Origin of the sequence: Campylobacter sp. CNRCH_2013_0898h (assembly GCF_025772965.1) — a bacterium.
Taxonomy (GTDB): domain Bacteria; phylum Campylobacterota; class Campylobacteria; order Campylobacterales; family Campylobacteraceae; genus Campylobacter_D; species Campylobacter_D lari_D.
Map to the genome: position 1 here is coordinate 113154 of NZ_JAKMTD010000006.1, position 14965 is coordinate 128118.

Annotated in this window: 15 protein-coding genes; 3 read left to right on the forward strand and 12 right to left on the reverse strand. The window is 28.7% G+C overall.

Features of this window, described 5'->3' with window-relative positions:
* Positions 1 to 63 precede the first annotated feature (63 nt).
* Positions 64 to 879 carry a prolipoprotein diacylglyceryl transferase gene (gene lgt / locus L8X50_RS05005; RefSeq protein ID WP_263660550.1) on the reverse strand — a complete coding sequence of 272 codons (816 nt, stop codon included), beginning with the start codon at positions 877 to 879 and terminating at the stop codon, positions 64 to 66.
* Positions 880 to 951: 72 nt separating this feature from the next.
* On the opposite strand from lgt, the gene L8X50_RS05010 reads away from it, so the two are divergent.
* Positions 952 to 1749 (forward strand): membrane lipoprotein lipid attachment site-containing protein, encoded by a 798-nt coding sequence (locus L8X50_RS05010; protein ID WP_263660551.1) that lies wholly within the window; start codon positions 952 to 954, stop codon positions 1747 to 1749.
* Here the strand turns inward: L8X50_RS05010 and L8X50_RS05015 are convergent.
* Genes L8X50_RS05015 through L8X50_RS05040 form a run of 6 tightly spaced genes read right to left on the reverse strand, consistent with a single transcriptional unit; the run spans position 1736 to position 5925 of the window.
* Positions 1736 to 2275, reverse strand: a complete 540-nt coding sequence (locus L8X50_RS05015; protein WP_070255897.1) for a hypothetical protein — start codon at positions 2273 to 2275, stop codon at positions 1736 to 1738. The two genes, L8X50_RS05010 and L8X50_RS05015, sit on opposite strands and share 14 nt — an antisense overlap.
* Complete coding sequence (locus L8X50_RS05020) at positions 2259 to 2813, reverse strand: hypothetical protein (RefSeq protein WP_220566268.1); 555 nt, start codon at positions 2811 to 2813, stop codon at positions 2259 to 2261. Before L8X50_RS05020 ends, L8X50_RS05015 begins: the two co-directional genes overlap by 17 nt.
* Positions 2810 to 3775: a hypothetical protein gene (locus tag L8X50_RS05025; RefSeq protein ID WP_258108108.1), complete on the reverse strand. Its 966-nt coding sequence runs from the start codon at positions 3773 to 3775 to the stop codon at positions 2810 to 2812. The genes L8X50_RS05020 and L8X50_RS05025 overlap by 4 nt, the downstream gene beginning before the upstream one ends.
* Positions 3776 to 3780: 5 nt before the next feature.
* Positions 3781 to 4404, reverse strand: coding sequence for a lysophospholipid acyltransferase family protein (locus L8X50_RS05030; RefSeq protein ID WP_220566267.1), 624 nt, complete (start codon positions 4402 to 4404; stop codon positions 3781 to 3783).
* Positions 4388 to 5686, reverse strand: a complete 1299-nt coding sequence (miaB, locus tag L8X50_RS05035; protein WP_263660552.1) for a tRNA (N6-isopentenyl adenosine(37)-C2)-methylthiotransferase MiaB — start codon at positions 5684 to 5686, stop codon at positions 4388 to 4390. The genes L8X50_RS05030 and miaB overlap by 17 nt, the downstream gene beginning before the upstream one ends.
* Entirely contained in the window at positions 5683 to 5925 is a 243-nt protein-coding gene (locus L8X50_RS05040) for an HP0268 family nuclease (RefSeq protein WP_070255886.1), read from the reverse strand. Before L8X50_RS05040 ends, miaB begins: the two co-directional genes overlap by 4 nt.
* 123 nt (positions 5926 to 6048) lie before the next feature.
* On the opposite strand from L8X50_RS05040, the gene nusA reads away from it, so the two are divergent.
* Positions 6049 to 7140, forward strand: a complete 1092-nt coding sequence (gene nusA / locus L8X50_RS05045; protein ID WP_039617565.1) for a transcription termination factor NusA — start codon at positions 6049 to 6051, stop codon at positions 7138 to 7140.
* Here the strand turns inward: nusA and L8X50_RS05050 are convergent.
* The 3 genes from L8X50_RS05050 to L8X50_RS05060 are packed head-to-tail and all read right to left on the reverse strand — an operon-like array spanning position 7137 to position 10000.
* Positions 7137 to 7490, reverse strand: coding sequence for a membrane protein (locus L8X50_RS05050; RefSeq protein ID WP_039627957.1), 354 nt, complete (start codon positions 7488 to 7490; stop codon positions 7137 to 7139). The genes nusA and L8X50_RS05050 overlap by 4 nt on opposite strands.
* Positions 7487 to 8860 (reverse strand): cytochrome P450, encoded by a 1374-nt coding sequence (locus L8X50_RS05055; protein ID WP_263660553.1) that lies wholly within the window; start codon positions 8858 to 8860, stop codon positions 7487 to 7489. Before L8X50_RS05055 ends, L8X50_RS05050 begins: the two co-directional genes overlap by 4 nt.
* Before the next feature lie 9 nt (positions 8861 to 8869).
* Positions 8870 to 10000 carry a DUF829 domain-containing protein gene (locus L8X50_RS05060; RefSeq protein ID WP_263660554.1) on the reverse strand — a complete coding sequence of 377 codons (1131 nt, stop codon included), beginning with the start codon at positions 9998 to 10000 and terminating at the stop codon, positions 8870 to 8872.
* 164 nt (positions 10001 to 10164) lie between these two features.
* Between L8X50_RS05060 and L8X50_RS05065 the strand changes: the two genes are divergently transcribed.
* Complete coding sequence (locus L8X50_RS05065) at positions 10165 to 11673, forward strand: SGNH/GDSL hydrolase family protein (protein ID WP_263660555.1); 1509 nt, start codon at positions 10165 to 10167, stop codon at positions 11671 to 11673.
* On the opposite strand, the gene L8X50_RS05070 is transcribed toward L8X50_RS05065, so the two are convergent.
* Positions 11670 to 12848 carry a capsule biosynthesis protein gene (locus L8X50_RS05070; RefSeq protein WP_263660556.1) on the reverse strand — a complete coding sequence of 393 codons (1179 nt, stop codon included), beginning with the start codon at positions 12846 to 12848 and terminating at the stop codon, positions 11670 to 11672. The genes L8X50_RS05065 and L8X50_RS05070 overlap by 4 nt on opposite strands.
* On the reverse strand, positions 12845 to 14872 hold the full coding sequence (locus L8X50_RS05075) for a capsular polysaccharide biosynthesis protein (protein WP_263660557.1): 2028 nt from the start codon (positions 14870 to 14872) through the stop codon (positions 12845 to 12847). Before L8X50_RS05075 ends, L8X50_RS05070 begins: the two co-directional genes overlap by 4 nt.
* Positions 14873 to 14965: the final 93 nt, after the last annotated feature.

Sequence of the window (14965 nt, forward strand, 5' to 3'; positions counted from 1 at the left end):
AAAGTTGATAATTTATAATATCGGAGCAATTATAGAACTTTTATTCTTAAAAAAAATAAAAATTTATAAATTTTTTTTAATATTTCTTAAATAAAAAGATAAAATTAGTCCTAATAAAAACATTATAATACTTAAAATTTGGCCCATACTCATACCAAAAGCAACAAAGCCTATACCAAAGTCAGGCTCTCTATAAAACTCACAAACAAAACGCGCTAAAGCATAAAAAATTGTATAATAAGCAATAAGCTCTCCATTGTATTTTTTATATTTTTTTATCAATAATAAAATGATAAAAACTATAAAACCTTCTAAAAATGCTTCATAAAGTTGCGAAGGATGACGCAATATCCCATCTACATAAATACCCCAAGGTACATCCGTAGCTCTACCAAATAGCTCTTGATTTAAAAAATTTCCAATACGCCCAAAAATATAACCACACGGCACACTAATAGCAACCAAATCTAAATATTTCCATAAATTTTGTTTATTTTTTTTACAAAAAGCATAAGTTGCTATTAAAAATCCTATAACAGCACCATGGTAACTCATACCTCTAATTCCTACAAATTCTCCATTATAAAAAGGATTAAAAATTTGCCAAGGATGTGCAAGATACCATAAAGTATTTGCATCATAAATTAAAATATAACCCAATCTTGCACCTAAAATTACACCAATTTCAACCCATATAAAATAACTATCAAGCATAGCTTTTGAAATTCCCATATTGTCTTTAATAGCATAGTATTTTGCAACCATTAAAGCAACAAGTAAGGCTAATACATACATAATACCATACCAATGCACTTTTAAACCAAAAATTTCAAAAGCCACTACATCAAAATTTGCATAAATATTTTGCCAAAATTCCATAAAAAAGCCTTTATAATAAAACACATAATATAGCAAAAAATTGTATAATTATAAAAATAACAAGGAGAGAAAATGAAAAAAATATTATTATTTTTTAGCATAATTTTATTTTTAAGTGCTTGCACTGGTAATCAAAAAACTTATTATATTTCTATGCCAAGTTTTAAAAGTTCTTTTGAAGAACATAACAATACAAAAGAAAATGGCCCAAAAGTTAAAATCAATGAAATAGAAATTATTAAAAATACTTTTTATAGTTCTTATTTTGAACAATCTACCCTAAATCAAAGAATCAATAAAAGCCTAGAATTACTAAAAAAACAGCTATTTAAAGATAGTAAAGCACTATTAGAAAGTAAAGGATATACTATAGATAATGAAAATCCTGATTATGTTTTTAATATTACCATCAGTGCTAACTTATATGAGGATAAAGTTACAAGAAATTCAAGTCTTGGAGGCGATAGTGTAGAATCTTCTTTTATGATTATTTTAGAAGCTCAAAGTCATTTAAATAATTTGCATCAAGAAGATACTTTCCAAAGCACAACAAGCTCTGCAAAATTAGACAATCCTATTATTTTGAACTATCCTATAAAAGGTCAAGCAAGTATAGAAAGTTTTAGACAAGTATATAGTGCTGTCCCAACCCAAGTAAATGAAAGTCTTGCAGCTAGTGCTTTGGAAATTGATAAAGTTTTTATTGCTTTTTACAAAGAATTCACTTCTAGTTTAAAAACCAATATAAAAGAAATCAAGGAAGAATCAAAAGCACAAGAAAATTTAGAAGCTCAAGATATAAAACAAGATAGTAAAAAGGAAGAAAAAATCTCTCCTTATCAAAATAATGAAGTAATCATTTTTGAATAGCTAAAGCATGAAACACTTTGATTCTAAATTTAAGATCAATGTGTTTTTCTTCTGATTTAAATTCAACAGGCGTACTTATTTCTATTAAATTTTTATATCTTTGTAAATCATTTAAAAAAGAATAAAAAGCTTGTGGATTTTTCATCTTTACGCTAACTCCAAATTGATATTTTAAATATTCTTGTCTTTTTTTAATAGGAATAAGATTTATTTTAACATCATCAAAATAATTTTTCATAAAATCCATTAATTCTTTTTGAGAAAATTCCGCATTGATTTGAGCTAAATTTTGCGCGTTTGTACTTTGAAAATCTCTAATAACCTTTTCCAAAGCTTGTAATTCATTTAATGCTTTGGTGTTTTGAATTTGTTGAGCGGCTAATCTGGAATGTTCGATTTTATAATCCTTCAAAAAGGGTACAATTAAGAATAAAATCAATATTGCACAAAGTGCAACAAATGAAAAAGAATAAATCAATATCTTTAATATATCAGCTTCTTCTAAGCTCTTATCTTTTTTGTTCATACATTTCCTCTGGTATAGTAATATTTACACTAACAAAGCGATACCACCCATTTTCTAATTGATAATAGCTTGTTTGAGAATTTGAAAAAATACTTCTTAATGGAGCTTCTAACAACAAGGCAAACATTTCTTTAGTAGGTGTAATACCTCTTAAAATAAGCGACCTATCTTCCATTAAAACCTCATCTAAAGATATATTTTTAGGCACTAAAGTAAAAAGGTTTTGAATACTTTTTAATAAAACTTTATTTTTACCATTCTCTCGTTCTTGTTCTAAATCCCCTAAAATCATTTCTGCTTTATTATTTTGTCTTACTAATTCTTGATATTTAAGTTTATTGGAATTAATTTGAGCTATGATTTGAGCCAATTCTTTTTTCTTATCATCAAGTTGCACAGATGCATAGTAGCTTTTAAAAACAACAACAATAAACACCACAAAAATCAAAGACACACTAATACTAGTAAAATAAATCCAAATTCTAGTAAAAAGATTAAAAACTGGTTTTATCTTCGGCTTTATTAAACTATATCTCATAGCTTCAAATCCTTAACTACAAGCTCATTCATCAAATTTAAAGTATCTATAAGCTCTACTTTTGGCTTTATAAAAAGCTCATTTTCTAAATAATCTAGCGAGGTTGCACTAAAACTTTCCTCATCAAAAATTACAATTTCTTCTAAAAAACTATTATCATACAAAGGATTATGATAAAATTCTTTTACACTTGAAATGATGTATTCTATCATTTTCATATCTGAACTAAAATTTTCTAAAGATTCCATAGGAAGCTGTTCTTCATTCTCATCTAAATCTTCAAGCTTATCAAGTTCTTTACTCATCTCTTCTAAACTTTTTAAATCATAATTTTGTTCATTTTCTTCTTCTTGGCTTTCATCATCAATTTGCAAATCAAATTCTTCCTTAATGTCATCAAAAAAATCAACTTCGTCATAATTTTGAGTAGCTATATTAAAATAACTTCCAAATAATATAATCTCATTTTTACAAATTAACATCGCAACAAAATCATGATATCTATACACATAAAGGCCTATTTTTTCTTCAAAACCTCTATTTGCTATACAATGATAAAGCAAAGAAAAAGGTGAGTAAAGCAAATCTAAACCACCAAAAGCTTCATAATCTTCTTTGTAAGAACTCAAAGATTGATTGGAAACATACAACAAAGCATTATTAAAAGGAATACATTTAACATTATTTGCTTCTACTCCAAAATTAGAAAGCTCTTTGAAATTTGAACTTGGCACTACACCTTGAGCAATAGGTGTAAAAAAAGTACAAATATAATAAATTTGAAAGTCTTTACTTAAATTTTTAACATATTCTATTGCTTTTTCTTTATCTTCAAAACTTTTTTCAAAAGTATCAACTGGTTGAGATTTTTTCCAAGTATGACATCTTATAATGTATTGTTTTTCATCATAACAAATACAAATTAAAAGCTGTAAAATATACTTTCTAAAAAAAGATAACATGGTGTTTATCCTTTATCTATTTGATTTATCATATCAAATTTTTCTTTTATCAATACTTTAGCTTCTTCTAAATTCAAATTTTGTATTTTGATTTCTTCACTTAATCTATAAGTAATCTTAGAAAAAGGCTTAGGTAAGATCATTTTATCCCAACTTTTAAATTCCCAAAAAGAACTTGCTTCATAATTTAGCAAAAAAAGTGGAGCATTTTTTTTTAAAGCTATCATCACAGAACCATCTGAAACACTATGATAAGGTCCTCTTGGCCCATCTGGAGTGATAATCACATCATCGCCTTGATCTAAAATTTTAAAAGATTGTTTTAATAAAGCCAAAGCACCTTTACTTGTGCTACCTCTTAAAGTATCCAAACCAAAAAAAGCAATATTTCTAGCAATGATCTCCCCATCTTTATGGTGTGAAATCATCACATAAGCTTTTTTTCCTTTAATACCCATTTTACGATAAGCAAAAGGCATTAGAGCAAGACGCCCATGCCAAAAAAGTATCACGCATGATCTTTTTGGAAGCTTTTGCCCTAAATAAACCTTTCTACAAGTTAAAAAAATCAGCCATTGTAATAAAAAAATTCCAAAAGCTAAAAGATTAATCTTAAAGGATTTCGCCATTTAACACCATACGCCTAGGATTGGTGATTTTTACTTTTTTCATTTGTCCTAATAACTCTTCACTGCCTTTAACTTGAATCAAAAAATTATTATCACTTCTACCTGCTACAAAACCTTCACTTCTTAATTCTTCAAATAAAACTTCAAATTCTTTATCTTTTTGTTTTACAACAATTTCATCTAAAATTTCTGTATGTCTTGCTTGCAAAACACTCAAGCGTTTTGAAGCTACATCATCAGGAATTTGATTTGGCATAGTTGCAGCTTTAGTTAGCGGTCTTTTAGAGTATTTAAAAGAAAACATTTGCTCAAATCGCACTTTTTCAAGCACATCCATGGTATCTTCAAAGTCTTTATCACTCTCACCTGGAAAAGCCACAATCACATCAGTAGAAATACTCACATCTTTACACATAGAACGAAGTTTTAATGCTCTATCTAAATACCACTCTTTAGTATATCCGCGTTTCATAGCCTTTAAAATTTCACTTGAACCACTTTGCAAAGGCATATGCATAGACTTACAAACTTTAGGATTTTTAGAAAAAACCTCTAAAAATCTATCGTCCATATGCAATGGATGTGGGCTTGTAAAGCGGATACGCTCCAAACCTTCAATTTCACTTAGCTTTTCCAAAAGATCTGAAAAATTAATCTTTTCATGAGCATTAGAAAATCTTTTGCCGTAATTATTAACATTTTGTCCTAGTAAAAAAATCTCTTTAGCACCCTTAGAAACAGCTTTCAATGCTTCATTTTTAATAATCTCAAAAGGTATAGAAATCTCATCTCCTCTTGTGTGAGGCACTATACAATAAGTACAATGCTTATCACAACCTATGGAGATATTAATATAGGTCTTATAAAGGCTATTTCTAAAATCTGCAAAGGCATAATTACTCTCATCAAAATCTATATCATTACCTAAAAATTTTGGAGTATTTACGGCCTTTGTGATTTTGGAAACATTTCTAGCACCCAAAACAAAATCCACACTAGGAGCACGCTTGAAAATCTCATCTCCCAAATGTGAAGCAGTGCAACCACAAACTCCTATTTTAGCTCCATTTTTTTTGATTTTTTCAAAACTTCCAACTTCTGAAAAAAGCTTATGTACAGGCTTTTCACGCACCGAGCAAGTATTGATTAAAATCAAATCTGCTTCTTTTGCATCTTGAGTTAATTCATAATTTTCTTTTTCTTTAAGTTCAGCTATCATGTGCTCTGAATCACGCACATTCATAGCACAACCTAAAGTTTGTATAAAAAGTTTTTTACTCAAAGAATATGTACCTCATACATAAAATCTGCATCATCTAAACCATATTTGATTGTTCTATGATAAACACATTTTCCTTTTTTTTCAAAATGCTCCACCAAAGCGATTAATTGCTTATGGGCATTATCTTTATCGAAATAGAAAAATTTTTGACCTTCTTTATCCACAGCCTTTTCAATACTTTCTAAACTTATACTTTTTGGCTTTTCATCAACAGAGGTTCTTGCTATTTTTAAGTCCATATCATCATCCTCAAGTTTTTTTAATCTGAAATTATAGCAAATTTTACTTTTAATTAAACTTATTAAAGATATAATTTTATTCTTCAAACTTTTAAAATCCAAAATTAAGGTTGTATTGTCATTATGGAAAAAATCACAGATATAATTGAATCCATTGCTAATGAGAAAAATTTACAAATAGAAGATGTAAGAGAAAGAGTTAAAAAAGCACTTATTAATACTGCTAAGAAAATTTATGGCGATAAATATGAATTTTTTGTTGATTCGGGTAAAAATTTGCAACTTTATCAAAAAATCATCGTAGTAGCTGATAATGATGAAAGATTAGAAAATGAAAATGAGCATTTTATCGCTTTAAGTAAAGCAAGGGCCGAAGCTAAAGATGTAGAAATTGGCGATGAGCTAACTTATGAATGTTCTTTGGAAAATTTAGGCCGTACTGCTGTAAATATCTTACATAAAGAATTAGAATATAACATTCAAAAACTCTTAGAAGAAAAAATCTATGAAAAATACCAAAAAATGGTAGGACATATGGTTTTTGGTAGCGTAGTAAGAGTAGATAGTGAAGAAAATACTTATGTGGAAATTGATGAGTTTCGTGCATATTTGCCTAGAAAAAATCGTATCAAAGGTGAAAAATTTAAAGTAGGCGATGTAATTAAAGCTGTTATTAGACATGTATATATTGATAAATCGGGTATGAGAATGGAGCTTAGTAGAACTAGCCCTAAATTTTTAGAAGCTTTATTAAAAGCTGAAGTTCCTGAAATCAAAGATGGTCTCATAAATATTTATGCAAGTGCAAGAATTCCAGGCGAGAGAGCAAAAATCATCTTGCAAGCTAATAGCCCGAGTGTTGATGCAGTAGGAGCAACTGTGGGTATAAAAGGAGTTAGAATTAATGCTGTAAGCAAAGAATTAAAAAATGAAAATATTGACTGCATTGAGTATTCTAATGAAATGGCAATTTTAATCACAAGAAGCCTAGCTCCAGCCATTATAAACTCAGTTAGCATTGAAGATAAAAAAGCTATTGTAACGCTAAATAGCGAGCAAAAAAGCAAAGCCATAGGAAAAAGTGGTATCAATATACGCCTAGCTAGCATGCTTCTTGGATATGAGATAGAGCTTAATGAAGTAAATAATGAAGATAAAACTAATAACCAAGAAGAAGCGTTTAAAAACCTTAAAGCTTTATTTGGAGAAAACTAAAGCTGCTTACCGACAGTTTGCTCGGTAAGCTTTCTTTCTAAAACTAAATCCACTATAGGTTGTTCTCTTTTATTTGCCTTTTGGCAGTGATTTTTATCAAAAAAATCTGTGATTTTAATAACTATTTTAGCCCATCTTTTATCACGCTCTCTCCAAGCATGAGACGATAAAGACTCCCAAGCATAACCATTAAACAAAGTAGCATTGACAAAATGATCAAGCGCTCTCACACCTTGTCTAACCCTAGCAGGATTACCAAAAGTACCCACTATAACAATAAAAAGATAACTAATCACCGCTAAAGGAACGATAGCGCAAAGTAGTATAGTTCCTGCTAATTTTTCTTTCATTTTTGCCTTTTTATAAATCTTATATTCATACCATTTGCCGATCTTATAGTAAGTCTTCCTACTATATCAGGTACAAAATTTTCTTCTAATTCTAACTTATAAGTCCTTAAAATATTAGCTAAAATCAAAACAGCCTCTTGCATAGCAAAACCCTGCCCTATACACACACGCTCTCCCATACCAAAAGGCATATAAGTGTCTTTTTTAATCTTGCTTTTATCTTCATGGCGACTTGGATCAAACTCATGTGGATTTTCCCAAAAACTATCATGTCTATGAATAAGCCATGGAGCTACCACTACACCTGAGCCTTTTTTGATGAGCTTATCTCTCATTTTGTTATCATTTCTTGCTTCTCTAGCGAAAAAGCCAACTGGTGGATAAAGTCTTAAACTTTCTTTAAACACATTTGTAAGATATTTCATCGCTCTAATGTGCTCTATCTTAAACTCCTCATCACCCGCAACTTGCATGATTTCTTCATAAGCTTTTTGTTGCTCATTTGGAGAAATACTTAAAATATATAGCGTCCAAGTTAGCGAGCTTGCAGTGGTTTCATGGCCTGCTAAGAAAAGCATGGCAACTTGGTCTAAAATTTCATTAAAAGAAAATCTCTCACTAGTATCTGCATCTACCACCATAAGCAATGATGATAAAATATCTTCATATTTTCCTTGATCATTTAGAGCATTATCATATCTTGGCTTTATAATATCTGATAAAACCTTGCGTATAACTCCACCTGCTTTAAGTCTTTTTTTCTCACCTAAAAGATTTGAAAGCCAAGTTGGGAAACGAAACATTCTTCGCATAGCTGTTTTAACTGTTTCTTCTTGCACAGTTACAAAAGCATCCAAAACAAGTTTACCTTTTTGCTCATCAAGTTTTGATGACATAATAGTTCTAAAAATCACATCTGCAGTCACAAAAGTCATAGCTTCATCTACTTCTATAATCACTTTATCTTCATACTTTGCAAATCTTGCCATCATATCAGAAGCTGCTTCACTCATCAAATTAAAAACCTTAGAAATCCTTGTCATTTCAAAAGAAGGTCTTAAAAGTTCTCTTTGCTTTTCCCATACTCTATCATTAGTTGTAAAAATACTTATACCTAAAAGTGGTTCTAAAAGCTCATGTAAAAGTTGGCTTTTTGGATATTCTCTAACCTCATCTACCATAATGCGTCTAACTTCTTTTGGATCATTTACTACATATAGATCAAATCCAGGCATTTTTACTCTACCCATCATCATTTTATAGCTTCGCTCATAAAGTCCATCAAGCCAAGATCTTCTTTTTAGTAAAAAAGTAGTTAATGTAGAAGCTTTATTTTTATAAGGCTTTGGATGAAAAGGACACTGACCCATTTTTTCCTCCTATTTGATTTTTACTTCTAATTTATTTTTACCTATGACAAATTCAAAAAAGTTATATACTCCTTGAATTTGTGTGGCAAATAAATATAAAAAATGTGCTTTATATTTGTCTTTTTTGATTTTTTTATAATCTTTGTTTTTATATAAGGTATGAAATTTAGCCGAAAGGTATTTTGGACTAAATTGTGCTTTCACTCCGCTTGTGCGTATAAAATCAACTTGTGCAAAACAAGCCCCATCAATAATAGAAGTAAAATCATACCATATTAAATTCTTACTTCCCAAATACTCTAAGTCTTTTCTAAACTCAAAAGATCTTTTTTGATAGCTTACCAAAGGTATACACTCACCCAAAGTTAAAACTTTTAAATTTTCAAAAGAAATATTTTCTTTTTCACATTTTCTAAGTACTTTTGCTAAAACATTTATACAAAGCACCGTTCCTACGCTATGTGCGCTTAAGATGAGCTCATAGTTTTTATCATTTGCATTTTCTTTTAGTTTTTCAAAAATAACTCTAGCAAAATCATCCATTCTTAACTCAAGTTCACCTTGAGAATTTTTCTCCCAGTTTGCACAAAAAGAACAAATTCTAGCTATCCAAAAAACAGCTAATTTCTTGCCTAATTTATAAAGCATTTTTGGTAAAAACACTAACGATAAAACAAAAGCTAAAATTCCTAAAATAATATGAAAATTTTGCAAATAAAATAAACTTCCAAAAGCACAAAATAAAGTAAAAATCAAACTTAAAAGCACATAAAAAAATGGATAATAACCTGTGATAAGTTGGTGCGGGGATTCTTTACCAAATTTTAAAAAAAGTCCTGTAATAGTATAAATTCTAAAAAAACTATAACAATCACTCAAGGCATCTTTTATACCCTCTGACCAGTTTTTTTTGACTATATCATTCCAACCTAAAAAAGTATAAGTAGTGTTTGTGTATGGAGTTTGAATTTGCCAAAAAGGATAAATATTAACTTGAGCTTTTGATAAAGTATAATCATAATTTAAAAGTTTATTTTGCTCGGCTAAATTTTTTTTAAACATAGCATAATAATGCCTATATCCTCTAGGATCATAACCAGCTATATAAAAAACATCTCTTTTTTGGCATATTTTTTCCATCAACATCCTAAGTAAATTTAATACTGAATTTAAAAATATAGCTAAAGTTGTTATCTTTGTCAAATACCTATTTAAAGATAAAATGAGGGGTTTTTACTCTGAAATTATTCATTAAAAAATATTTTATAAAATAAATAAAAATTAAAAAAATAAAGAAAGAATTTATGGATGTAATCTTACTAGGTGGTAGCAATAGTGTAGTTAAAAATGGTCTTAGGATAGGTCTTGAAAATAAAGACATTACATTACATAATTACGCTTTAGGGCTTAGTACTTCTTTACAAAATCTTTATGAGTTAATACGCCATGAAAATACTATAAATAAAAGTGATTTTCTTATCAGTGAATCAAATATCAATGATTATTTAAGCCCTATGAGCTTAAATATTATACTTAGAAATATTGATTATTTTTACGAAGAACTTTACAAAGCAAACAAAATTACTATAGTGCTTATACTCCCCATACCAGCTTGTAATGATAAATCAAAAGCTATCAATGAAGCTCATAGGAAAAATTGTGCTCATTATGGTTTTAATCTAATCGATGTAGATCTTTACTACCAAAAAAATAATCTTTATGATTTTGATCAAAACTATAAATTCCACCCTATGCCACTAGCTATGCAAGAGCTTGGAAAAAACATCGTTAAAAATTTACATAACTTTAAAAAATCCAAAGAAAATATCATTTGCTCAAAAAGAAAATTTCATATCTTTACGCCCTCAAATTCAACTAAAATAGAGCATAAAAACTCATTTTTTTGTGAAAAAACTATAAATATCAAAGCTAATGAAAAAATTATTTTCCCAAAAGAGTTAAAAAACTATCAAATCTTAGGCATACACACTTGGAATCACACTAACTCATTAACCCATGCTATATCATCTATAAGCATTGAAAACTCATCTTTTAAATTAGTAAAAAATTTTGGACTTATCAATACTTTTCAAGATATACAAAATGAAAAAGCAATTTGTGATGAGCAAACCTTTTTGTATGTTAATACACAAATTATCAAGCAAAGTGAGGAAAGTTCGGGCTTAAGCATAGCAAATGAAAAAACACCAAGGCTTGATTATGTGGATTTAGTAGGAATTTTACTTTTAGAAAAAGATGATGATAAAAAAATTGAATGTAAAATTCAACTTATAAATGCTTATGAGCTTTTGATACCACCTATAGCATTTTATAAAGAATTAGTGCTAGAATACCATGAACTAAAAAAACTTGATATGCAAACATTTTTAAAAAGTCAAAATCATAATCTTTTGCGTTTTTTAAATCATAAAGGCTTAAAAAATGAATATGAGATGTTTATCCACCAAAATAATAAACTTTATGGAGCTAGCTTAAGGATAAAAGAAAGATTAAGCTATAAGCTTGGAGAAGCTATCATGAAAAATAGCAAAAGTTATCTAGGGTATTTTAAAATACCTTTTGAATTGAGAAAAATCAAAAAAGAGCATTTTAAAAATCAAAAAGATCAAAAAAATCTACCGCCACTAAAAGCTTATGCAGACTATAAACACGCTCAAATAGCCAAAACACATTTGCCTTATCTTTTAGGTAATGCACTTTTACAAGCTTCAAGAACTCCTTTTAAAATAGGCTATTTAAGCTTACCTTTTAAACTAAAAAAGATTGCAAAAAACTATAAAAAGAAAATTTAATCTAAACTAGTATTTTTGAAAAAATTCCCATTGACTTGGGTTTTATATATCACATAATTTCTAAATTTAGCATGTAAAACCGCATCAGGTTTATATGCTCTGCATTCTTTCCAAAAAGTATGCAAGCTTTTTTGATAAGTCAAACCTTCAATATCATAAAAGGCTTTTCCCATAACTTTTAAAGGGCTATTATGATATAAAGCAGAAAGTCCTACTGTGCTATTTATCACTATAGTGCCTCTTGCATTGATTAAGAGCGTAGGTAAGTGTAAGTCATGTACATATAAAATTCTACCCTCGACATTGTATTTTAAGCTCAAATCTTCTATAAGTTTAGTATAGTCCCTATAGCCACGATCCATAGGATGGTGTTTAAAAACTAGGTATGACTTTGCTTTGGCATGATTAGCAAAAGAGATAATCACCTCTTCTATAAATTTTTCTGTAGTTTTTTTATAATGATGGGAGAGTTGAGTATCATTATGCACTTGTAAAATAGCTAAAAAATACTTTTGTTTTAGAGAAAGAATTTTTTCATTTAAACTTTTTTCTGTGATTTTGTATTTATTTTTTCTATATACTGAGCAAAACCAAGGTAAAAAGTCAAATAGTTTTAAACTTCTATGATGTAAAGAATTATTAAAATACCAAGAAAATAAAAAAGCAAAAAGCCAGTATAAAAATGAAGAAAAAGCCATATTTTTAAAAGTGCTTGAGAAAATTTTAAATTTAAAATCTTTATCAAATTTTTTCTGACTTAGATAAAATTCTTTTTCTCTTGGTAAAGTGGAGTTTGCATTTACTCCATCCTTTTCAAAAGTAATGAAGTTTGGTCTTATATAACCTTCTTCAAAAATCCATACTTCAATACCCATTTGCTTAGCAACATTAATGGCTATCTCATGCACTTTTCTACAATCATTATACATAATGATAACTTGAATTTGTTTTTCTTCAAAAAGCTTTTTATAAAAGTCTTCAAGCTCGGCTAAGCTTTTAGTATAGTTAATGCTTTTAAAAGGATAAAAGAAAAAATCTCCGCCATTAAAATTTACTTTATAAACCTTAGCTTTTGGAATTTTTGTAGCAATTTTACGAAAAAATCCACCCACAGGTCCTTGGAGCAATAAAACATTTTTACCAGAAAATTTTTTTAACTTTTTACTTAAATTCATCTAATCAAAATAAATTCTACTAATCTTCTTATTTTTCTTAATATATAAATTCTTATATCTATAAACCAACGCAAATAAAATTTAGAAAAATAATCTTTTTGCATTTTTAACATTATATCTAATGCAAGCTCAACTTCACATAAATTTTTACTTTTTGGATGGATGTATCTTGGATAGAGGATCAAAACCCCCGCAACAAGCTCTTCTAAACTAAGCACTCTTGTGCGTCTTGGAATTTCATGTAAATCGCTTGTCAAACCCCAACCTGCATAAAAAGGCTTGCCATAAACTACTACTTTTTTACCACGCAAAAGAGCATCAAAACCACTTGTAGAGGTTATAGTATGCACCTCATCACAAGCATTTATAGCACTATCTATGCTAATATTTTCTATAATCTCATCACAGTATTTTAAAATAATGTTTTTATCTTTTAAACCTTTGCGGTTACCACTTAAAACATCAGGGTGAGGTTTAAAAACTATAAAGGCGTTTTCATTGGCCTTTCTTACACTTTGTAAAAGTTTTAAAGTATCAAAGCCTGCTCCACCTAAGATCATAGAAACATCATCTTCTACTTGAGCAGGGATTAAAATGATTTTTTTATTGGTGTTAAAATTTAATTTTTCATGTTTTAAACCATTATATTTTGAAAATTTATTTTGCGTGATGGTAGAGATGAGTTTTTTAGCTCTTTGTTTTAAACTCTCATCAAAAATATGATTTTGCAAAATATCTTCTAAATCACTTGGCTTGCTTGGATCAACATACAAGCCTTTACAATCTATTATCAAAGAAAAAGGGCGTGTAAGATCTGAACCTAAAAAAACCGAGCGCAAAAAGCCATCTTCTATTAAGAAAATTTCATTATTAAAATCTTTAGCTAGCAAAGCTTTATCATATTTTTTACCCCAAATGAAAATTTTATCTTCAGGATTTAAATTCGCTTTATAAAGTTCACCTAATGAGTTTAAAAAAATGATTTTATTATTTTTGGTTTTAAAAAATGGCTTCATAAACCAACGCTTCCATAAAGTAAAACCTAAAAAATACAAAGTATTTGAATTAGCATGCTCTATCTTTTTATACTTTGCTAGAGTATGAATAGTATCAAAAATATCACTTTTTTGATTTAAGTAAGGATTAAAATACTCACTATATAAAATATAAGCAGCACAAAAAACCTCTTCTAAAGTTCTTTTTTTAAACCTTCTTTTACACGCTTGCTTGTCTTGAGTTAAACCCCAGCCTGCATAAAATGGCACGCCATAACACACACATTCGCATCCTAACATCAAAGCTTCAAAGCCCATTCCGGAAGTTTTGGTATAAACTTTTTTAAAACAACTTAATAAGTCCATAGGGTTATAATTTTCTTTTATAAGAATACATTTGCTTGGCAAATCTTGCACATCAAAATCACTTTGTTTTTTACCGCTTAATACATCAGGATGAATTTTAATATATACTTTAGCATTTGGATTTTCTTTGATAGCTTCATTTATGATATCTTGAGTTGAAAAACTATCAGCTAGGCCAAATTTAAGAGAAGCATCATTTGCTACTTGTGTGATGATTAATACGCGTTCTTCATTAGTATAAAAAAGCTCTTTTGGTAAACAAAGATTATTATTATACTTGCTAAGTTTTTCTTTTTTTATAAGCTCTATAGCTTTTTTTGCTTGCTCTAACTCTTCAGAACTAAATTCGTAAGTATTTAAAATATTTTCAAGCTTAGATGGTGCAGTCGCATCATAATAAATTCCTATATCATCTTTGACGATAGAAAAACTTGGACTATTTTCTATACCCAAATTCAATGAGCGCAAAAAACCATCTTCTAAAAGTAAAAATTTTACATTGTGCTTTTTAGCTAGTTCTATAGCTTTTAAACCGGATTTTTTTCTACCCCAACCTGCAAAAATATCTTCTTTTGTGATGTTTTTATAAGCATGATATAGGGCTATTTTATAAAAATTTTTAGCATTTTCCTTTAGTTTTTTTGATGTAGTATAAATTTTCATAATCTCTCTTTAAATTAAAGAGAGATTATATCAAATTTTATTATTCTTATACTCTCTTTTCAACTTCCCAATTTCAAATAGCAGTTTGATATA